A 20,602-nucleotide genomic window follows, 5' to 3' on the forward strand; every position below is an offset into this window, starting at 1 on the left:
GGGCCTTCTGAGGCCCTCCGCCGATATTGCGTTCCGGGCCGCATATCAAATCGTTGCGGCATTCGGGTGAATGCGCGGAACCAAACCCGTCGGGCGCAGTTGATCAGTCTGCTCCACGATCGATCGATCAAAGCGAAAAGGGACGAAAAGTGATCAAGAAGATTCTGGCGACTGCGGCCGTCACCGCTTCGATGGTGGGCGTCGGTGCCTCGATGGCTCCTCAGGCCATGGCCATCGGCAACGACGGGGGCACCACGTCGACCAGCGGCGAAGGCGCCTCGCAGGAGTTCGGCAACTCCGTCACCAACGGCGACATGAGCCCGCAGCTGGGCCTCGCCCAGGGCTCGCTCAACAAGCCCTGCGTCGGCCTGCCGGCCAAGGCCGACGTCGGCTCGCTCGTCGGCGTCGTCCCGATCTCCGCGCAGGACATCCCGGTCCTGTCGAGCCCGCAGACCCAGCAGTGCACCGAGAACGCGACCCAGGCCAAGGGCGACGAGGCGCTGTCCCACATCCTCGACGACATCTCGGCCCTGTCCGGCAACGGCTCCGCCGACAGCTGACACTCGCTGCGACACGTGCACCCCCCGAGCATCGAGCGTTCGGGGGGTGCACTCTTTCGGGGCGTCAAATGTTCCGGTGAATGAGAAAATGACGCCCCGCGAAGCGGGAAGAGCGTTATCGCAAAGAAACTACTCGGCAGTTGAATAAACTGCCCGCGAGGCATCCGAGTGACTTCTCGAACTGGCGGCCATATTGAGGTTTCTTTGCGGGAATCCAATCGTTACCAGTCCATGCGGCGGTGCCCATGAACAGGAAACTGACAGCGCAACGCGCGAAGGTCGCGCCTGCGTACGGGCACCACTGCTGAAAGGATCACACAGATGAAGCACATGAAGGCTGCAGCCGTCGTAGCGGGCGTCATCATGGCCGTGGGCGGCGCCGCCCCCGCCATGGCGGACGCGGGTGCGGAGGGCGCTGCCGTCGGTTCCCCCGGCGTCCTGTCCGGCAACGTGATTCAGGTTCCGCTTCACGTTCCCGTGATCGCCTGCGGCAACACGGCGACGCTGATCGGCCTGCTCAACCCGGCCATGGGCAACGCCTGCGGCATCGGCTGACATTCAGCACCGAGCGGCCCCGAGGAGCGCGAGAGCTCACCTCGGGGCCGCCTTTCTGCGCGGTCGGCCGTGAGGGCGGCTGGCCGATTACGGCCCTAGCCAGCCGTTCCGCTGGTACCTACCATTCAGGTCGATCCGGCTCTTCGAGAAGCGCCAAGAAATGTTTGAAGAGTTGACATGCCCATGGTTAACCATGGCCTGTTCCGGGATGAACCCCTCACATTTCCCCGATGGGAGAATCATGTCCCGTGCACTTTTCGCGAGCGGCGCGACAGCGGCAATTCTCGCTTCGCTGCTGGCCGCTCAGAACGCTTCCGCGGTCAACCGCACACCCCCTGACAAAATCACGATCGACATCGCAACGGTCAATGGATCGGGCTGTCGCCCGGGGTCCGCCGCGGTGGCCGTGTCCGAGGACAACACCGCCTTCACAGTGACGTACAGCGAGTACCTCGCGAAAGTGGGCGTGGGAGCAGGCCCGACCGACTTCCGCAAGAACTGCCAGCTCAACCTGGTCGTCCATGTCCCGCAGGGCTTCACATACGCGGTGGCAAGCGCCGACTACCGGGGCTTCGCGAGCCTCCAGTCCGGCGCCACGGCAATGCAGAAAGCGTCGTACTACTTCCAGGGATCGCCGGATACGGCGGCCAGAAATCACCCCTTCAAGGGGCCACTGGACGACAACTGGCAGGCATCGGACTCCACGGAATGGGGTCAGTTGGTGTGGGCGCCGTGCGGAGTGAAGCGCAACTTCAACATCAACACCGAAGTGCGTGTGAACGCCGGGACATCGGACCCCAAGAAAACGACCAGCTTCATGACGATGGACTCGACGGACGGTGACATCAACACCATCTATCGGCTCGCCTGGAAGGAATGCGAGGAGTCCTGAGCAGGCTCGCTGCCCCGGCCGCTCATGTGCGGTGGCCGGGGCAGCGAGGGTCACTCGGTGTCCCGGACGACTGATGGCGTCCAATCTCCTTGCGACAACACCGAGATGGGCGTCAGGTCTGGGCGTTGGGGGCGCGTGTGACGCTCTATGGTGGATGCCATGTCCGCCCCCGAGCTGATCCGCATCGTCTCCCGTGACTCGCCGATGGCACTCGCCCAAGTGGAGCGCGTACGGACCGAACTGGCCGCGCTCCACCCCCGCATCGCCACCGAGGTCGTCCCGGTCAAGACCACCGGGGACAAATGGATGGGCGATCTGGCGCAGGTCGAGGGGAAGGGTGCTTTCACCAAGGAGGTCGACGCCGCGTTGCTCGCCGGCGAGGCCGACCTCGCAGTGCATTGCGTCAAGGACGTCCCCGCCGACCGGCCGCTGCCCGCAGGCACGACGTTCGCCGCCTTCCTCAAGCGGGACGACATCCGCGACGCCCTCATTCACCCGGCGGGACTCACGCTCGACCAGCTTCCGGCCGGGACCCGGATCGGTACCTCCTCCGTACGCCGCATCGCGCAACTCGCCGCCTCCCACCCGCAGCTTCAGTGCGTACCGATGCGCGGCAACGCCAACCGCCGCCTGGACAAACTCGCCGCGGGTGAAGCCGACGCGCTGCTCCTGGCGGTCTCCGGCCTGGAACGCATCGGCCGCACCGATGTCATCGCCGAGACTCTGTCGACCGAGGTCATGTGCCCGCCGATCGGTGCGGGCGTCCTGGCCCTCCAGTGCCGCGAAGACGACCAGGACCTGATCCACACGGTCAGCGGCCTCGGCGACCCGGACACGCACCGAGAAGTGACCGCGGAGCGCATGCTGCTCCACGTGCTGCAGGGCCACTGCAACAGCCCGATCGCCGGGTTCGCCACCGCTGAGGGCAGTGGCGACCTTTCGCTGCGGGCCTGCGTGTTCGCCCCCGACGGGAAGAGGGTCCTGAACGCCCATGAGTGGGCGGGCCCGCTCGACCCCGCAACCCTCGGAACCTCGGTCGCCGTTGCACTGCTCCGTCAAGGGGCACGGGAACTGATCGATTCCATCGCTCACTGACCGGACCGCACCCTCCGCAACTGTCAGTGGCGGCCTATAGCGTCACGGCCACCATTGCCAGGAGTGGGAGAGGTCGCACGCATGGAGTTCCGGACAGAGCTCAACACCTTCGCCGATGCCGTCGGCTGGGCAGCACGCGTGCTTCCCGCGCGGTCGCCCGTGCCCGTGCTCGGTGGGCTGCTGTTGGAGGCTGACGGGGACCGGCTGCGTATCTCGGGGCTCGACTACGAGGCGTCCGCGCGTATCGAGGTGGAGGCGGAGACCGTACGGCCCGGGAAGGTGCTGGTCATGGGGCGCCGGCTGCTCGACGTCTGCCGGGTGCTGCCGAAAGGGCCGGTGGAGTGCGCGGTTGAGGGATCGCGTTTCTGCGTGGCCAGTGACGGCGCCTCGTTCGGGCTCTCGGTGCTGCCGCTCGACGACTATCCGGTTCTGCCCGTACTGCCGCAATTCCGCGGGGTGGTGGACGCGGAGGCATTCGCCGTGGCCGTCGCGCAGGTGGCGGTGGCCGCCGGCCGCGACGACGCGCTGCCGGTGCTCACCGGAATCCGGGTGGGCCTCGACGGCGGGACGATGACCCTGGCCGCGACGGACCGGTACCGCTACGCGGTGCGCTCACTCGCCTGGCAGCCCGAGTCCCCCGACCACTCGGCCGATGTCGTCGTATCGGCCCGGCGGCTGACCGAGATCGCCCGCTCCCTCGACCGGTCCGGCACGGTCCGCGTGGCGCTGGACGGTGGCTCGATCGGCTTCGAGAACGGCGGGATGCGCATCACGACCCGCCTCCTGGAGGGCCGACTGCCGCGGCACGACAAGCTGTTCGCACTGGACCGGCCGACCGTCGCCTCGACGGAACTTGTCCCACTGCTCGATGCCGCGAGGCGCGTCGCGGTCGTCGCGGAAGGCGACAGTCCGCTCCAGCTGACCTTCTCCGGCAACTCGGTTCATCTGCAGGCCGGTTACGAGGACGACATCGCCTCACAGAGACTGCCCGCCGTCATGGAGAGCCCCGACGCGGTGACGGTCGCCTTCAACCCGTCGTACTTGATCGACGCCCTTGCCTCCTTCGGCGCGACGCTCGTCCGCTTCGAGCTGCTGGGACCCGGGCAGCGTGCCATGCTCACCGGCCTGTCGCCGGCTCCGGACGGCGGGGCGCGGCTCCGGCATCAGCACCTGCTGATGTCGGTCAAACCACTGGTTTGACCGAGAGCAGGACCGCCAGATCGGGCGGGGTCGGTGTCGTCCGGGGCGGGCTCCGGCGCCCGGTCCGTGCGGTCGCCTCCGCCCGGCCGTGGCCGCCGTCGAGATGCCGCAGGAGTCGGCCCACGTTCAGCCCGCGCGGGGCGGAACCGGCGGCGTCGACAAGGTGACGAGGACAACACCGGCCGGTCCGCCTACGGCTCTCGTAACGCAATCCGCAGGTGCAGGCACCGTGCCGGTGGCCCTTTCGAAGGGAAGCGGGCGCTCTCACCGGGCGATGCAGCAAACCGGACATTCATGCCACGCCCCGGTGGCCGAAAACACCAAGCGATCAGCTTTACGCGCCCGTAAGCTCACGGGCATGCAGGTGATCCAGTCGACGAAGCTCGCAAACGTCTGTTACGAAATCCGGGGTCCGGTCCTCGAGGAGGCGATGCGGCTTGAGGCAGCGGGTCATCGCATCCTCAAGCTCAACACCGGCAACCCCGCAGCCTTCGGTTTCGAGTGCCCGCCCGAGATTCTGGAGGACATCCTCCGCAATCTCGGCGACGCGCACGGCTACGGCGACGCGAAGGGCCTGCTGTCCGCACGCCGCGCGGTGATGCAGCACTACCAGACCAAGGGCATTGACCTGGACGTCGAGGACATCTACCTCGGCAACGGCGCCTCCGAGCTGATCCAGATGTCGATGCAGGCGCTGCTCGACGACGGCGACGAGGTGCTCGTACCGGCCCCGGACTATCCGCTGTGGACCGCGTGCGTGTCGCTCGCGGGCGGCACCGCCGTGCACTACCGCTGCGACGAGCAGGCCGACTGGATGCCCGACCTCGCGGACATCGAGCGGAAGATCACCGACCGCACCAAGGCGATCGTGATCATCAACCCGAACAACCCCACGGGCGCGGTGTACAGCGAGGAGATGCTCCGCGGCCTCACCGAGATCGCCCGCCGGCACAACCTGATCGTCTGCTCCGACGAGATCTACGACAAGATCCTCTACGACGGCGCCACGCACACGCCGACCGCCGCGATCGCGCCGGACCTGATGGTCCTGACCTTCAACGGGCTGTCGAAGAACTACCGGGTCGCCGGGTACCGCTCCGGCTGGATGGCCGTCTGCGGCCCGAAGGCGCATGCCGCCTCGTACATCGAGGGCCTGACCATCCTCGCCAATATGCGCCTGTGCGCGAACATGCCCTCGCAGCACGCGGTCGCCACCGCGCTGGGCGGCCGGCAGTCGATCGAGGACCTCGTCCTGCCGGGCGGGCGGATCCTGGAGCAGCGGGACGTCGCGTACGACCTGCTCACCCAGATCCCGGGCGTGACCTGCGTCAAGCCGAAGGGTGCGCTGTATCTGTTCCCGCGGCTCGACCCCAAGGTCTACAAGGTCAAGGACGACCGGCAGATGGTGCTCGACCTGCTGCGCACCGAGAAGATCATGGTCGTGCACGGTACGGGCTTCAACTGGCCGGAGCCCGATCACTTCCGGATCGTGACGCTGCCCGCGGCGAAGGAGCTGGCGGACGCGGTGACGCGGATCGGGACCTTCCTGGACGGCTACAGCCAGCCCTGAGGTATCTCGCCCGATTGCCGGATCCAGCTCAACTTTAGACGGAATCCAAGCTAGGATGGTCTCCTGACGACCCACGCAGGAGGCCATCCCATGTACGAGCCGATCCGCACCAAGTCGGTCCATCGCATGCAGGCCGACGCGCAGGCCGACTACCCGCACCGCAGCCGCGAGGAGGAGCTGGACATCCAGCTCGCGGGCCACCTGTCCGCGCTCCTCGCCGTCACCGACGAACTGGGCCTCGACGAGGCCGCCGAGCGCATCGCCGAGCAGGTCGCCCGGCTGCGCGGCGCGCCGCCCGCCCGGAACGCCGGCCTCAGCGCCGCCGACGCCGGCGTCCTCCACCGCCGCGCCCACGACATCGCTGGCCGCGCCCTCGTCGTCGCGGCATCCCGCGCCGACACCGCCGCCGCGATCCTCGCGGCCGAGCGGATGGACGTGCACTCCGCCGCCCTCGCACCGGCAGGCGCCCACTGACGGCCCCGGTCCGCGTGCCGAGGAGGCGCACGGACCGGGTGCCACCCACGTCATACGGTCGCCCCGGCCGCCCCCGCCGCCGCGCTGACTGCCGACGGTGAGACCGCTTCGTCGATGCGGCGGGCCAACTCGACGCCCTGCGCGCCGAGTTCGCGAGGCTCCACGACTACCTCGACGAGGGGCGGTGCACGCGCCGTCCCGAGCGATCCGTCAGGACATTCCCGAGTCGCCCACGCAACCGTCAATTGAGGAACCCGAACGGCGACCAGCCAGGTCCGCGAGAGCGGCGCCGGCTTAGGCGCAAAAAACAGGTCCGGCCCCCGGAGCCGTGAGGGGGCTCCGGGGGCCGGGGACGCGGCGGGCCGAGATTGACCCCACAGGTCAGGGCGGATGTCAGCCAGGCCCGCCGCGACGTTTCTTCAGTTGGCTGTCGGGCACGGCGAACGCTCAGCCGAGACGCGAGACCAGCGCGCGGTACTCGTCCCACAGCTCCTTCGGCGCGTGGTCACCGAAGGTGTTGAGGTGCTCGGGGATCAGCGCCGCCTCCTCGCGCCAGACGTCCTTGTCGACCTTGAGCAGGAAGTCCAGGTCCGCCTCGGGGAGATCGAGGCCGTCCGTGTCGAGCGCGTCACGCGTCGGCAGGATGCCGATCGGCGTCTCGACGCCCTCGGCCTTGCCCTCCAGGCGCTCCACGATCCACTTCAGGACGCGGCCGTTCTCGCCGAAGCCGGGCCAGACGAACTTGCCCTCGTCGTTCTTGCGGAACCAGTTCACGTAGTAGATCTTCGGCAGCTTGGACGCGTCCGCGTTCTTGCCGACCTTGAGCCAGTGGCCCATGTAGTCGCCCATGTTGTAGCCGCAGAACGGCAGCATCGCGAACGGGTCGCGGCGCAGCTCGCCGACCTTGCCCTCGGCGGCTGCGGTCTTCTCGGAGGCGACGTTCGCACCGAGGAAGACACCGTGCTGCCAGTCGAAGGACTCGGTCACCAGCGGAACGGCGCTGGCGCGGCGGCCGCCGAAGAGGATCGCCGAGATCGGCACACCCTTCGGGTCCTCCCACTCCGGCGCGATGATCGGGCACTGCCCGGCCGGGACGGTGAAGCGGGCGTTGGGGTGGGCGGCCGGGGTCTCGGACTGTGGCGTCCAGTCGTTGCCCTTCCAGTCGGTGAGGTGCGCGGGCAGCTCCTCGGTCATGCCCTCCCACCACACGTCGCCGTCGTCGGTCAGGGCGACGTTGGTGAAGACGGAGTTGCCCCACATGGTCTTCATGGCGTTGGCGTTGGTGTGCTCACCGGTGCCGGGCGCGACGCCGAAGAAGCCCGCCTCGGGGTTGATCGCGTACAGCCGGCCGTCCTCGCCGAAGCGCATCCAGGCGATGTCGTCGCCGATGGTCTCCACGGTCCAGCCGGAGATCGTGGGCTCCAGCATGGCGAGGTTGGTCTTGCCGCAGGCGCTCGGGAAGGCGGCGGTGACGTACTTGGGCTCGCCCTGCGGCGGGGTGAGCTTGAGGATCAGCATGTGCTCGGCGAGCCAGCCCTCGTCGCGCGCCATGACGGAGGCGATGCGCAGCGCGTAGCACTTCTTGCCGAGCAGGGCGTTGCCGCCGTAGCCCGAGCCGTACGACCAGATCTCGCGGGTCTCGGGGAAGTGCGAGATGTACTTGGTGGAGTTGCAGGGCCAGGGGACGTCCTGCTCGCCTTCGGCGAGGGGCGCGCCCAGCGTGTGCACGGCCTTGACGAAGAAGCCGTCGGAGCCGAGCTCGTCGAGGACGGGCTGTCCCATGCGGGTCATCGTGCGCATGGAGACGGCGACATACGCGGAGTCGGTGATCTCGACGCCTATCGCGGAGAGTTCGGAGCCGAGCGGGCCCATGCAGAACGGCACGACGTACATCGTCCGGCCGCGCATCGAGCCGCGGAAGATGCCCTTCTCACCGGCGAAGATCTCTTTCATCTCCGCGGGAGCCTTCCAGTGGTTCGTCGGGCCCGCGTCCTCCTCCTTCCCGGAGCAGATGAAGGTGCGGTCCTCGACGCGCGCGACGTCGGTCGGGTCGGACGCGGCGTAGTAGGAGTTCGGGCGCTTGATCGGGTCCAGCTTCTTGAAGGTGCCCTTGGCGACGAGCTCCTCGCACAGGCGCTCGTACTCGGCCTCGGATCCGTCACACCAGACGACGCTGTCCGGCTGCGTGATTGCTGCGATCTCGTCGACCCAGGAGATGAGCTCCTGGTGGTTGCTGGGGACGGTGCTGGGAGCCGCGATGTCGCGCGCCACGATCGCTCCTAAGTGAGGGGTATGAAGGTTGATGCCCCGTGGGGGCTGCGACCCGGATGCTTCGGTCCCTTGCTCTTCTGGCGCTCATCCGGTGCCGACCGCACTCATCTGATCATCGGTGCCCTATGCGCATATGTCCAGAGGACCTCTCACGTGAGCATCGCCACTCGCAATCGCGCCACCCCCGCCGAGCGTTTACGCCAAGCCGGTGTGAGGCTTGTAACGAGGCCCGCAGACAGCCTCGTTACCTACGGTTGCGTAGGTAACATCCACGCCATGACCTCTGCCGTGCCGGAAGCGACCGACATTGAGCCCACACCGCACAAACCGCGGCTGCGCGGCTGGCTGCACGCCGGGATGTTTCCCGCCGTCCTGGTCGCCGGGCTCGTGCTCACGGCACTGGCCGACACCACCAAGGCCCGGGTCGCCTGTGCGATCTACGTCTTCACCGCGTGCCTGCTCTTCGGGGTGAGCGCGCTCTACCACCGCGGCAATTGGGGCCCGCGCGGCGAGGCCGTACTGCGCCGCCTCGACCACGCCAATATCTTTCTGATCATCGCGGGCACGTACACGCCGCTGACGATGCTTCTTCTCCCCGCCTCCACCGGCCGGACGCTGCTGTGGGCGGTCTGGGCGGCGGCCGTGGCGGGCATCGCCTTCCGGGTCTTCTGGGTCGGCGCCCCGCGCTGGCTCTACACCCCCTGCTACATCGCGATGGGCTGGGCGGCCGTCTTCTTCCTGCCCGACTTCATGCGCGCCGGCGGGATCGCGGTGCTCGTCCTGGTGATCGTCGGCGGGCTGCTCTACAGCGCGGGCGGCGTGATCTACGGAATGAAGCGGCCGAACCCCTCCCCCCGGTGGTTCGGCTTCCACGAGGTCTTCCACTCCTTCACGCTCGCGGCGTTCGTCGTGCACTACGTGGGGATCTCGCTGGTGGCCTACCAGCACTCCTGACGCGCTCCGGCATCTGGCTCGCCGAACGGCCCGTGGCACCCGCCACGGGCCGTTCGGCGTTTTCGCACCCGCCGCACACATTGACATCCACCATCTTTTGAGAGCTACTGTCATTTGACACCAACTCTCGAAGGAGGCGGCCATGTCCCGCCGCTGGTGGGCGCTCGGCGCCCTCGTCGCGAGCATGCTCGTGCTCGGCTTCGACCTCACGATCCTCAATGTCGCCCTGCCGACCATGGCCGCCCAGCTCGGCGCCACCACCGGCGAACAGCAGTGGATGGCCGACGCCTACGTCGTCGTCTTCGCCGCGCTGATGCTCCCGGCGGGCCTCCTCGGCGACCGCTTCGGCCGCCGCCGGATGCTCGTCACCGGCCTCGGCGTCTTCCTCGCCGGCTCGCTCGTCGGCGCGCTGGCCGCTGACGTCACCACCGTCATCGCCGCCCGTGCCGTGATGGGCATCGGCGGCGCGCTGATCATGCCGCTCGCCCTCTCCGTACTGCCTTCGCTCTTCGGCGCGCCCCAAGACCGCACCAGGGCTGTCGGTATCGTCTCCGCCGCGTCGGCGCTCGGCCTGCCGCTCGGCCCGATCCTCGGCGGCTGGCTCCTCGATCACTTCTGGTGGGGCTCGATCTTCGTGATCAACGTCCCGATGGTCGCCATCGGGATCACCGCCTGCCTCCTGCTCCTGCCCGAGACCAGCGACCCCGCGTCCCCCAAGGTCGACGCCGTCTCCACCGCGCTCACCGCGGCCGGACTCGGCACCCTGATCTACGCGATCATCGAGGCCCCGGACCGCGGCTGGGGCGATTCACTGATCGTCGGCATGCTCGCCGCCGGTGTCGTACTCATCGGCGCACTCGTCCTGCGCGAACGCCGGGCAGCCAGGCCCCTGCTCGACATGTCGCTGCTGCGCGACCGCGGCTTCCTGCTCAACACCCTCACCGCGACGCTGGTGATGTTCGTGATGGCGGGCCTGCTGTTCACGCTGCCCGTCCATCTCCAGGCCGTCCTCGGCTACGACGCCCTGGAGACCGGGGTGCGGATGCTGCCGATGATGGGCGGCCTGATGATCGCCGCCAAGGCCGGCGCGGCCCTCGTCCAGCGCTTCGGCCCGCGCGGGGTCATCACCGCGGGACTGGTCGTCCTCGCCTTCTCCGCGCTCCTCGGCAGCCGCACCACCGTCGACAACGGCTACGGCTTCACGGCCCTCTGGCTGTCCGTCATGGGCCTCGGCTTCGGCTTCGCGATGGTGCCCGCCATGGACGCGGCACTCGGCGCCCTGCCCGCCGACCGCGCGGGCAGCGGGTCCGGGCTGCTGATGACCGTACGCCAGGTCGGCAGCGCGATCGGGATCGCGCTCCTCGGCTCGCTGCTCGCCTCCCTGTACGTCGACGACCTCGACGTCACCGGACTGCCGGCGGCGGCCGCGGAACGGGCCCAGGACTCCGTCGTCGCCGCGCACATGGTCGCCCAGCAGCTCGGCGACGGCGTCGGCGGACGCCTCGCGGACTCCGCCGACACCGCGTATGTGCACGGCATGACCACTGTCTTGCTCGTCTGCGCAGTGGCGGCGCTGCTGTCCGCGCTGTTCGTCGCCGCGCTGCTGCCGAACCGGCGGCCGGTCACGCAGGACGAGGTGGACGTGGCTCCCGCGCCGGTCGATGCAGGACAATGACGGACATGGCCGCCACCCCACGTACGCCCTCCGGTGCTTCTCTTGCCGAAGCGCAGCCACAGCCCGGCCTGCGCGAGCGCAAGAAGCTCAAGACGCGGATCGCGATCCGCCGGGCGACGTACCGGCTCATCGCCGAGCAGGGGTACGAGGCGACCACGATCGAGCAGATCGCCGAGGCGGCGGAGGTCTCGCCGTCGACCGTCTTCCGCTACTTCCCGACCAAGGAAGACATCGTCCTGACCGATGAGTACGACCCGATCATGGAGGCGGAGCTGCGGGCCCGGCCGGCGGGCGAGGATCCGCTGGACTCCATCCGGGCCGTGCTGACGCAGGGCCTGGCGACGTTCGTCGAGGAGGAGCGGGACGAAGTCATCCAGCGGACCCGGCTGATGGTGGAGGTCCCGGCGATCCGCGCGCGGATGACGGAGACGATGGCGACGACGTCGGAACTCCTGGTCCACGCGCTGGCGGACCGCACGGGCCGATCCCGTGACGACCTGGATGTACGGGTCTTCACGGCGGCGGTGCTGGGGGCGGTGCGCGAGGTGATGCTGTACTGGGCGGCGCGGGACCACAAGGACGACCTGATCGCGCTGCTGGACCGGGCGCTGACGACGATCCAGGGCGGGCTGAGGCTTTGACCCGGGGCGTGTTACCGGGGGGTGTTCCCCCACCCCGCCCCTTCCCTGAACTGGTATGCCGCCGGTCCGGCCCCCTTGCGGGGGCTCCGCCCCCGGACCGCGTATGCGACCTTCGGCCGCATGTCCTCAAACGCCGGACGGGCTGAATCTGCGGCCCCGCCGCACTCAGCGACCGCCGAGCTGCCCGGCGAGCTCAGCCGGGTCCGTCGTGGGCATCCGGCACGCGAAATTCCGGCAGACGTACGCCGCCGGGCTGCCGTCCACCAGATCGCGGTCCCGCAGCAACGGGAACTCCTCGCCCTCCGGTTCGCCCACCGCGACCACCGCGCCGGGAGCCTGCGCCAGCAACGCCGTCCGGTGCAACTCCCGTGTCGCCGCGTCGCCTTGGGGCCCGACCACGGCCACCTCGCGCGGCCCGTCGAGCAGCGCCTCCGCGACCGCCAGCCCCCAGCCGATGAAGCGCGGCGCCCGCGGGCCGAGCGCCTTCACCACACCCAACGCGCCTTCCGCGGCCGTGCGATGGGCCTCGGATCCGGTGTGCGCCGCATACGAAAGCAGTGCACCGGCCGCCGCCGTCCAGCCCGACGGGGTCGCGTTGTCCGTCGGGTCCTGCGGACGGCGGATCAACGGCTCGGCGTCATGGGCCGTGTCGTACAACGCCCCGCCCTCCGCCACGAACTGGTCGACGACGATGTCCAGCAGGAAGCCCGCGAACTCCAGCCACACCCCCTCGCCGGTCACACCCGCGAGCGCCAGGAAGCCCTCGGCGACATCCGCGTAGTCCTCAAGGACCCCGGCGTGCGCGCCGGACCTGCCGTCCTTGGACGTACGGGCCAGCCGCGCGCCGTCGTCCATGTGCAGCCGCACCAGCAGATCGGCGGCCTCGGTCGCCCGCTCGACGAGATCCGGACGCTCGAAATACGCACCCACCTCGGCGAGCGCCGCGATCGCCAGACCGTTCCACGCGGCGACCACCTTGTCGTCCCGCCCCGGACGCGCCCGCAGCGCCCGCGCAGCGAGCAGCCGCTCCTTGACCGACGGATCCACCTCGCCGTCCGGGAGTTGCAGGACCGACGCGCCCTCCTCGAAGGTCCCCTCCTCCGTCACCCCGAACAGCTCGACGGCCCGCTGCCCGTCCCTCTCGCCCAGCACCTCACGCAGCTGCTGAGGCGTCCACACATAGAACGCGCCCTCGACATGCCTGCCCGCGCCGTCATCACTGTCCGCGTCCAGCGCCGAGGCGAACCCGCCCTCGGCCGTACGCAGCTCCCGCACCATGAAGTCCGCGGTCTCCAGCGCCACCCGCCGGGCCAGCTCCGAACCGGTCGCCCGCCACAGATGCGCGTACACCCGGCACAGCAGGGCGTTGTCGTAGAGCATCTTCTCGAAGTGCGGCACCACCCACTCACGGTCCACCGAATACCGCGCGAAACCGCCGCCGAGCTGGTCATAGATCCCACCACGGGCCATCGCCGCACAGGTCTCGGCGGCCATCTGCAGCGCCCCGTCGGACCCGGTCCGGGCGTAGTGGCGCAGCAGGAACTCCACAGCCATCGACGGCGGGAACTTGGGCGCGCCGCCGAAGCCGCCGCTCCGCTCGTCGTACTCGCGGGTAAGCCCGAGCAGCGCCTGCGCCAGCTCCTCCTCACCGGGCACACCCTCCCCGCCGTACGCGAGCGAACGCCCGGCCAGATCCCGGACGATCTTCCCCGCGACCTCACCGACCTCATCGCGCCGCTCGGCCCAGGCGTCGGCAACCCCTTCGAGGATCTGCCGGAAGGAGGCCATGCCGTGCCGGGGCTCGGGCGGGAAGTACGTACCGAAGTAGAAGGGCTCGCCGTCCGCGGTGAGGAAGACGGTCATGGGCCAGCCGCCCTGCCCGGTGGCGGCCTGCACGGCCTCCATGTAGACGGCGTCGACGTCGGGGCGCTCCTCGCGGTCGACCTTGACGTTGACGAAGTGCTCGTTCATGTAGGCGGCAGTTTGTTCATCTTCGAAACTTTCCCGCGCCAGAACATGACACCAGTGGCAGCTCGAGTAGCCGACGCTCAGCAGCACCGGCACCCCGCGCTTCCGCGCCTCCTCGAAGGCCTCGCCCGACCACGGCCACCAGTCGACCGGGTTGTCGGCGTGTTGCAGGAGGTAGGGGGAAGTCTCATGGGCAAGGCGGTTCGGCATGTAGTCATCCTCTCTCAGATGAGGATGATCGTCAGAGTCTCTCGCGCTGACGCGCCGCACGCAGGACACTTGTCGCCGGAACGGAACCGGAACCCGAGAGGGCCCGGAACCGGAACGGAACCGGAGCTCTCGGAGGGGGACGCACATGCGGGACAGCCATCGGGCGGAAGCCGAGCGGCTGTTGGTACGCGCCGTCGAGGAAGAGGTACGGCGTTCGGGAGGGCGGGCGGACTCCGCCGTGCTGCTGGCACGCGCGCGGGCCGCCCTGGACGGCATGGCGGCGAACGCGGACGAGGAGTACGCCGCGTACGAGCAGGCGCTGGCTGAGGCGGAGGCCGGGCAGCAGCCGCTGGCCGAGCGGTTCAGTCGGCGGAACGTGTCGACTCCCTTGCTGGTGACGGCCGTTGCGGCGATCGCGGCGATCGGCGCGGATGTCGCGCAGGGCACGGCCACGGGTACCGCGCTCGGGGCCGGGGCAGTCGTCGCCGTCGCCGGGGCGGCGACGACCGTCGCCAAGGTGACCGCGTCGCACTGGCCGGCCGCGCACCGCAGGGCCGGGGCGCTCGGGCAGCCGGGCGGGGCCGAACAGCTGCGGCTGCAGTGGCTGACGGCGCTGGAGATACGGGGCATCCGTCCGTTCCTGGACCAGCAGCGGATGCTGGCCTCCTCCACCCGTACCGCGACGAAGAAGGCCGCCGTGGCGCCCCAGCTGCGGGGCGCGGACCGCAGCGCGGCGGCGCGCAGGCGGTCCGTGCTGGAGCAGTCCTTCGGGCATCTGCCGGAGCCGGAGGGGCCGTTCGCGGGCCGCCGGGAGGAGATGACGCAGATCGCGCAGTGGGTGCACGCGGCCCGCGCGTCGACGGAAACGAAGCCGACGGTCGTGGTGCTCTACGGCGATGCGGGTTCGGGGCGTACGACACTGGCTGTACGGGCCTCGCACCATCTCAAGGACCAGTTCAGGGGCGCCTGCGTCGTCGATCTGCGGGGCGACAGCGCCGATCCGCTGTCCACACGGGACGCGCTGCTGCATCTGCTGAACCGGCTGGGCGCGCCGCGCGAGCAGTTGCTGTTCCGTGAGCGGTCCTCGGCGGAGCAGCAGGTGCGACGCCTGAGCGAGCTGTATCACCAGCACCTGACGGGCCTGCCGGTGACGGTGGTTCTGGACGACGCGAGCGATGCGGCGCAGGTGCGCACGCTGGTGCCGGAGCGTTCGGACAGTCTTGTGCTGGTGACCGCGCGCAGGCCGCTCGACCTGGCGGACGACATTCCGGCGTGGGTGCACCAGCTGCCGGTCGACGCGCTGGATCCGGCGGGCGCGGAGGAACTGCTGCGGGCGTCGGCCGAGGAGCCTTCGTCCGGTCCGTACGACGCTCAATCGGCGGACGCAGTGCGGGAGTTGTGCGGCGGGCTGCCGCTGGCGCTGCGTGTCGCGGGCTCCTCGCTCGGCCCCCGGACCGCGCATCAGCTCGCGGCCGACCTGGGCGCCTACGGTCCCGTGGATCCGGTCGAGCGAGCCCTGTGGCTGCGCTACACCGACCAGCCCGAGCAGGCGCGGCGGCTGCTGCGCCGGCTCGCGCTCGCCGGACGGGCCTCGCTGGGCGCGGCAGCGGCGGCGGCGCTGCTGGCCACGGACGAGCAGGAGGCTCAGCGGATGCTCTCGGACCTGGCGAGGACGGGCCTGATCGACCATGTGCGAGCCAGCCGCTACCGGCTGCACGATGCCGTACGGTCCTTCGCCCAGGCCCGGCTTCTGGACGAGGAGGAGGCCAAGGAGCGGGCGGCCGCGCAGGAGCGGCTGATCCAGAACTACGCGGACCTGGCCGGGGCCGTGATCCGCATGGTGGACGGCAAGATGTCCACGCGGGCGGGCCAGTTCGGGGCGCACGGCTTCTCCTCGCTGGACGCGGCGCTGCGCTGGCTGGACGACGAGTCGAGCTTCATCACCTCGGCGCTGCGGCACGCGGAGGGTGTGAACCAGCAGACGGTGCTGGGTCTGCTGGGCGCGCTGTGCGACTACTGCCTGCTGCGCGGCGACCTGTACCGCCTCGGCGAGATCAGTGAGCTGTCGCAGGCGGTGGACCAGGGGCTGCTGGAGCGCTCCGTACGCTGGCGTACCGGCATCGCGGCCCGCCAGCTCGGCGAGCTCGACAAGGCCCGTACGACCCTCTCGTCCGTCGTCGGCCTCTACCGCGAGGCGCAGAACGACTCGGGTACGGCACTCGCGCTCTGCTCGCTCGGCATCACCCTGCACCACCAGGGCAATCTCACCGAGGCCGCGGCGAAGCTGCACGAGGCGATCGAGCTGCAGTCGTCCGACGAGCAGGCCGAGGACCGGGCGTGGTCGCTGCACGCGCTGGCCGCGGTCGAACGCGACCGGGCCAATCTCGCCCAGGCGCTGACCCTGCTGGCGACGGCGCTGACCCTGCACCGGGAGGGCGAGTCACTCCACGGCGAGGCCTGGACGCATTTCCAGCTGGGACAGGTGTGCCTGCGCATGGGCGACGTCCCGCGCGCCGAGTCGGAGCTGCGTACGGCGCTGGATCTGTACGGCCGCACCGGTGACGGCCGCGGTGAGGCGTGGGCGCTGACCCAGCTGGCCAGGGCGCGGCTGGTGGACGGCGACCCGGCGCCCGCGGTGGATGAGCTGCGCCAGGCGCTGAACCGGCACCGGGACAACGAGGACGCGCGCGGCGAGGCGTGGACGCTGTACTACCTCGGCCAGGCGCTGGAGGAGAGCGGCGACCGCGACCAGGCGGTACGGGAGCTGGAGCGGGCCCGGACGATGTTCTCGCGGATGCGTGACGTCTACGGTCTGGCCTGCGCCCGCCACCACTCGGGCCGCGTCACCCGCGACCAGCGGGCGGCCCAGACCGGCAACCTCCGCAACTCCGGCTTCGCCCGCCAGCTCCTGGTGGACGCCCGCGCCGACTTCCACCGCATCGGGGTGGCGCACGGCGAGGCCTGGACCTGTCTGGAGCTGGCTCTGATCGACGCGGGCAACAACCGCGCGGCGCAGGCGCTGGCGCTGTGCGACGAGGCGACGGAGCTGTTCGCGTCGTACCACGACGACCGCGGCTCGGACTGGGCACGCTTCCTGCGCTGCACGCTGCTGCCGTTCGCGTCGCCGGGCGGCATAGAGGTCGGCACGGTGGTGGCGCAGGAGGAGCTGGCTCAGCTGATGGGTACGTCGCACTCCTCGCGCGACGGCAAGCTGGAGGACTGCGCGGAGGCGCTGGCGGTGATGCTGGAGCGCGGCGTCCACCTGGAGGACGGCTGGCAGGCCTGGCACCTGGGAATGGTCCCGAACCGCCACGCGCGCGAGGTGATGGGCGTCCCGGTCACGGCGTCGACGTAGCCGTCAGTCGCCGGACGGGCAGAGTTTCAGCCCGTCCGGCGTTTGAGGACATGCGGCCGAAGGTCGCATACGGGGTCTGGGGGCTTGCCCCCAGTTCGGGAAGCGGCGGGGAACAAGCCCGCCGCAGGCGACCCGCCCCCGTCACGGCCTCACGCCGCCGCAGGGCCCGAGGTCCCCCGGGATTCCTTGGACGCCCCGTCCCCCTTCGGATCCGGCGCCTCCTCGAAGTTGACCTTCCCCATGTGCCGGTTCATCGACTTCATCAGCAACCACACCCCCACGGCCAGCGCCGCGAAGACGAGAAAGCCCAGGACACCGGGCGTGACCTTGTTGTCGTCGACCTCCTTGGCCAGAGGGACGAGGTGCGTCAGTGCGAGGTTTGCGCTTGCGCTCATATCAGGCATTCTCGCGGATGCCCGCGAAGAGGTCGTCCTCGGGGAGGGAGGTATCGACCAGAGACTTCGCCAGCTCGTACTCCTCGGTCGGCCAGACCTTCTTCTGGATGTCCATCGGAACGCGGAACCAGCCGCCGTCGGGGTCGATCTGCGTCGCGTGCGCGATCAGCGCCTTGTCGCGGATCTCGAAGAAGTCCGCGCACGGTACGTACGTGGTCAGCGTGCGTTCGGCGCGCTGGAACTCCTTCCAGCGCTCCAGCCACTCCCCGTAGGGGGACTCCATGCCGCGCTCCAGCAGCGCCTCGTGCAGCGCGACCGTGCGCGGCCGGTTGAAGCCCTGGTTGTAGTAGAGCTTCTGCGGCTGCCAGACGGGCCCGAACTCGGACTCGGGGAACTTCTCCGCGTCCCCCGCGCCGTCGAAGGCGACCATCGAGATCTTGTGGGTCATGATGTGGTCGGGGTGGGGGTACCCGCCGTTCTCGTCGTAGGTCGTGATGACCTGCGGGCGGTACGAACGGATGGACTTCACCAGTCGCGCGGCGGCCACGTCGACGTCCTCGAGCGCGAAGCAGCCCTCGGGAAGGGGCGGCAGCGGGTCTCCCTCGGGCAGGCCGGAGTCGACGAAACCGAGCCATTCCTGGCTCACCCCGAGGATCTCGCGCGCCTCGTCCATCTCCTTCTTGCGCACTTCGTGGATGTGCTCCTCGATGTACGCGTCCCCCTGGAGCTTGGGATTGAGGATGGAGCCACGCTCGCCTCCCGTGCAGGTCACGACCAGCACGTCCACCCCCTCGGACACATACTTGGCCATCGTGGCCGCGCCCTTGCTCGACTCGTCGTCGGGGTGGGCGTGAACGGCCATCAGTCGCAGCTGCTCAGTCAAGACTCGATCCTCAATGATTCGTCGCGTACGGCGGCTTCTATAGTGACCGAATCGGGGGACGGAAAATTCCGGCAGCCCCATCCCGAACCCATCCCGAGAGGAATTGTCATGGCCGCGGTGCGCGAGCAGCTTCCGGAGGGCCGCTACGGCCGCTCGGCTGACGACCGTGCCGACCGCAAGCTCAAGATCGTGGGCGCGGGCCTTGGCGTCGTACTGCTCGGGGTGATCGGCTGGTTCGGATACGACTACATCGCCGGGCAGAAGATCAGCGCCGAAGTGATCAAGTTCAGCGTCACGTCCGACACCGAGGTGCAGGTGCACCTGGAAGTACGCAAGAGCGCGGACGCCGCCGGCACCTGCACGCTGCGTTCCCGCTCGGCGGACGGCACCGAGGTGGGACGCCTGGACGTCGCCGTCGGCCGTCAGGGCGGGACGCGTATCGACGAGGTCGTCAAGGTGCGCACGACGGCGCGCGGGACCAGCGCCGAACTGGTGCAGTGCACCGCCCGCTGACAGCGGATCCCCTGCCTGATCGCATGGCGGGTCTCGCCCGCTGACCTGCGGCGATGTAATTCTGATGGCTTTCGTCCTCCCCCTTGGGCCTCGGAATTGTTAGGCTCGTGGTTTCGCCCATCCATGGAGGCACATCCTTCTGGGTAGGGCGATGCTTTGTATTCCCAGTACCTACGAGGAGCACCTGTGACCCAGACCAGCGAGAACGTCACCTGGCTCACCCAGGAGGCGTACAACCAGCTCAGGGCCGAGCTGGAGTACCTGTCTGGTCCCGCGCGCACGGAGATCGCCGCCAAGATCGCGGCTGCGCGTGAGGAGGGCGACCTGCGGGAGAACGGCGGGTACCACGCGGCCAAGGAGGAGCAGGGCAAGCAGGAGCTCCGTGTGCGCCAGCTGACCCAGCTCCTGGAGAACGCGAAGGTCGGCGAGGCGCCGACCGCCGAGGGCGTCGTTGCGCCCGGCATGGTCGTGACGATCGCCTTCGACGGCGACGAGGACGACACCGAGACCTTCCTGCTGGCTTCGCGCGAGTACGCCTCCGACGCCATCGCGACGTACTCCCCGCAGTCGCCGCTGGGCAGCGGCGTGAACGGCAAGAAGGTCGGCGAGTTCGCCGAGTACGAGCTGCCGAACGGCAAGACGGCCTCGGTCAAGGTCCTGGCGGCCAGGCCGTACAGCGCCTGAGCCCGCCACCGGACGACGCGAAGCCCCCGGCACGGCTCGTCGTGCCGGGGGCTTCGTGGTGCGCACGGCTGCCCGCGGTGGTCAGTGGCGGCACTCGAGGTAGATACCGCCGGACATCTTCACATCCACCCTGCCGTTGCTCCTGGTCCCCGACACCCAGGTCTTGAAGGCGCCGCGCGTCGGGCACTTGATGGTGGTGTTGAAGCTTCCTGAGGACCTCGGGGAGACCGTGACGCACTTGCTCGTCAGCTGGACCCAGCCCGACAGCGTCTGCCCCAGAAGCGAGGCGCAGACCTTCTTGTAGCCGTCGTAGAACACCTGGCCCCCGACCACACCCTGCACGATGCGGGGCGTGTACGCCTCCAGCTTCGGCGCCGCCGACGCCTGCGTCGTGGTCACAGCCATCACCGCCGAGGCCATGGCAGCGACAACACCCATGCGCGTCTTGTTCATTGACAACCCCCAGGTTTCAGCACAATGCCGGCCGGCCGGATACCGGCCGACCGGCTTCGGTCCCAGGCAGCATCTCCGTCCCGGGGAGCTCTCGAATATCCCCCACCCAGGGGATCTTCAACACGCGCCGCACAAAGCTCAAATTCCCCTCAGTTACCACGTGTTCACGCCACGGCCGAGTGGCGATCAAGGCACCGTTGTAGCGTCAAGTGCGCGCCTGACCAGCGTGCATGTTCACGATGGGTGCGTTGTTT

18 protein-coding genes are annotated in these 20,602 nt (G+C 69.4%); 13 read left to right on the forward strand and 5 right to left on the reverse strand.

Annotated features, from left to right (window positions below; all coding sequences use genetic code 11):
* Positions 1 to 149 precede the first annotated feature (149 nt).
* From OG905_RS15555 to OG905_RS15585, 7 genes are all read left to right on the forward strand, one after another.
* The gene (locus OG905_RS15555) at positions 150 to 560 is read left to right on the forward strand and encodes a rodlin (protein WP_328670058.1); all 411 of its coding nucleotides are present in this window, start codon (positions 150 to 152) and stop codon (positions 558 to 560) included.
* A gap of 321 nt (positions 561 to 881) precedes the next feature.
* Positions 882 to 1,115 carry a chaplin gene (locus OG905_RS15560; protein WP_324976459.1) on the forward strand — a complete coding sequence of 78 codons (234 nt, stop codon included), beginning with the start codon at positions 882 to 884 and terminating at the stop codon, positions 1,113 to 1,115.
* A gap of 241 nt (positions 1,116 to 1,356) precedes the next feature.
* Entirely contained in the window at positions 1,357 to 2,007 is a 651-nt protein-coding gene (locus OG905_RS15565; protein WP_328670059.1) for a DUF4360 domain-containing protein, read from the forward strand.
* A gap of 159 nt (positions 2,008 to 2,166) precedes the next feature.
* On the forward strand, positions 2,167 to 3,102 hold the full coding sequence (hemC, locus tag OG905_RS15570; protein ID WP_328670061.1) for a hydroxymethylbilane synthase: 936 nt from the start codon (positions 2,167 to 2,169) through the stop codon (positions 3,100 to 3,102).
* Between the two features lie 81 nt (positions 3,103 to 3,183).
* Entirely contained in the window at positions 3,184 to 4,302 is a 1,119-nt protein-coding gene (gene dnaN / locus OG905_RS15575; protein WP_328670063.1) for a DNA polymerase III subunit beta, read from the forward strand.
* A gap of 358 nt (positions 4,303 to 4,660) precedes the next feature.
* Positions 4,661 to 5,872: a pyridoxal phosphate-dependent aminotransferase gene (locus OG905_RS15580; RefSeq protein WP_328670065.1), complete on the forward strand. Its 1,212-nt coding sequence runs from the start codon at positions 4,661 to 4,663 to the stop codon at positions 5,870 to 5,872.
* A gap of 90 nt (positions 5,873 to 5,962) precedes the next feature.
* Entirely contained in the window at positions 5,963 to 6,346 is a 384-nt protein-coding gene (locus OG905_RS15585) for an SCO4983 family protein (protein ID WP_328670067.1), read from the forward strand.
* 447 nt (positions 6,347 to 6,793) lie between these two features.
* Here OG905_RS15585 and OG905_RS15590 read toward each other — a convergent pair whose 3' ends face one another.
* Complete coding sequence (locus OG905_RS15590; protein ID WP_328670068.1) at positions 6,794 to 8,617, reverse strand: phosphoenolpyruvate carboxykinase (GTP); 1,824 nt, start codon at positions 8,615 to 8,617, stop codon at positions 6,794 to 6,796.
* Positions 8,618 to 8,893: 276 nt separating this feature from the next.
* Between OG905_RS15590 and trhA the strand changes: the two genes are divergently transcribed.
* From trhA to OG905_RS15605, 3 genes are all read left to right on the forward strand, one after another.
* Positions 8,894 to 9,571 (forward strand): PAQR family membrane homeostasis protein TrhA, encoded by a 678-nt coding sequence (gene trhA, locus OG905_RS15595; RefSeq protein WP_328670070.1) that lies wholly within the window; start codon positions 8,894 to 8,896, stop codon positions 9,569 to 9,571.
* Between the two features lie 142 nt (positions 9,572 to 9,713).
* The gene (locus OG905_RS15600; RefSeq protein ID WP_328670073.1) at positions 9,714 to 11,246 is read left to right on the forward strand and encodes a DHA2 family efflux MFS transporter permease subunit; all 1,533 of its coding nucleotides are present in this window, start codon (positions 9,714 to 9,716) and stop codon (positions 11,244 to 11,246) included.
* A 5-nt stretch (positions 11,247 to 11,251) separates the two neighbouring features.
* Positions 11,252 to 11,887, forward strand: coding sequence for a TetR/AcrR family transcriptional regulator (locus OG905_RS15605; RefSeq protein WP_328670075.1), 636 nt, complete (start codon positions 11,252 to 11,254; stop codon positions 11,885 to 11,887).
* A 165-nt stretch (positions 11,888 to 12,052) separates the two neighbouring features.
* On the opposite strand, the gene OG905_RS15610 is transcribed toward OG905_RS15605, so the two are convergent.
* On the reverse strand, positions 12,053 to 14,065 hold the full coding sequence (locus OG905_RS15610) for a thioredoxin domain-containing protein (protein ID WP_328670076.1): 2,013 nt from the start codon (positions 14,063 to 14,065) through the stop codon (positions 12,053 to 12,055).
* A 145-nt stretch (positions 14,066 to 14,210) separates the two neighbouring features.
* On the opposite strand from OG905_RS15610, the gene OG905_RS15615 reads away from it, so the two are divergent.
* A complete protein-coding gene (locus tag OG905_RS15615) occupies positions 14,211 to 17,420 on the forward strand; it encodes a tetratricopeptide repeat protein (protein WP_328670078.1) in 3,210 nt (1,069 codons plus the stop codon).
* 149 nt (positions 17,421 to 17,569) lie between these two features.
* Here the strand turns inward: OG905_RS15615 and OG905_RS15620 are convergent, their stop codons facing one another.
* Positions 17,570 to 17,824, reverse strand: coding sequence for a hypothetical protein (locus OG905_RS15620; protein ID WP_328670079.1), 255 nt, complete (start codon positions 17,822 to 17,824; stop codon positions 17,570 to 17,572).
* On the reverse strand, positions 17,817 to 18,698 hold the full coding sequence (mca, locus tag OG905_RS15625; RefSeq protein WP_328670080.1) for a mycothiol conjugate amidase Mca: 882 nt from the start codon (positions 18,696 to 18,698) through the stop codon (positions 17,817 to 17,819). Before mca ends, OG905_RS15620 begins: the two co-directional genes overlap by 8 nt.
* Before the next feature lie 108 nt (positions 18,699 to 18,806).
* On the opposite strand from mca, the gene OG905_RS15630 reads away from it, so the two are divergent.
* Both OG905_RS15630 and greA read left to right on the forward strand, forming a co-directional pair.
* The gene (locus OG905_RS15630) at positions 18,807 to 19,211 is read left to right on the forward strand and encodes a DUF4307 domain-containing protein (protein WP_328670081.1); all 405 of its coding nucleotides are present in this window, start codon (positions 18,807 to 18,809) and stop codon (positions 19,209 to 19,211) included.
* Positions 19,212 to 19,397: 186 nt separating this feature from the next.
* On the forward strand, positions 19,398 to 19,895 hold the full coding sequence (greA, locus tag OG905_RS15635) for a transcription elongation factor GreA (protein WP_142213983.1): 498 nt from the start codon (positions 19,398 to 19,400) through the stop codon (positions 19,893 to 19,895).
* Between the two features lie 81 nt (positions 19,896 to 19,976).
* Here greA and OG905_RS15640 read toward each other — a convergent pair whose 3' ends face one another.
* On the reverse strand, positions 19,977 to 20,348 hold the full coding sequence (locus OG905_RS15640; RefSeq protein WP_328670084.1) for a hypothetical protein: 372 nt from the start codon (positions 20,346 to 20,348) through the stop codon (positions 19,977 to 19,979).
* Between the last annotated feature and the right edge of the window lie 254 nt (positions 20,349 to 20,602).

This window comes from Streptomyces sp. NBC_00322 (assembly GCF_036147535.1).
Classification (GTDB): domain Bacteria; phylum Actinomycetota; class Actinomycetes; order Streptomycetales; family Streptomycetaceae; genus Streptomyces.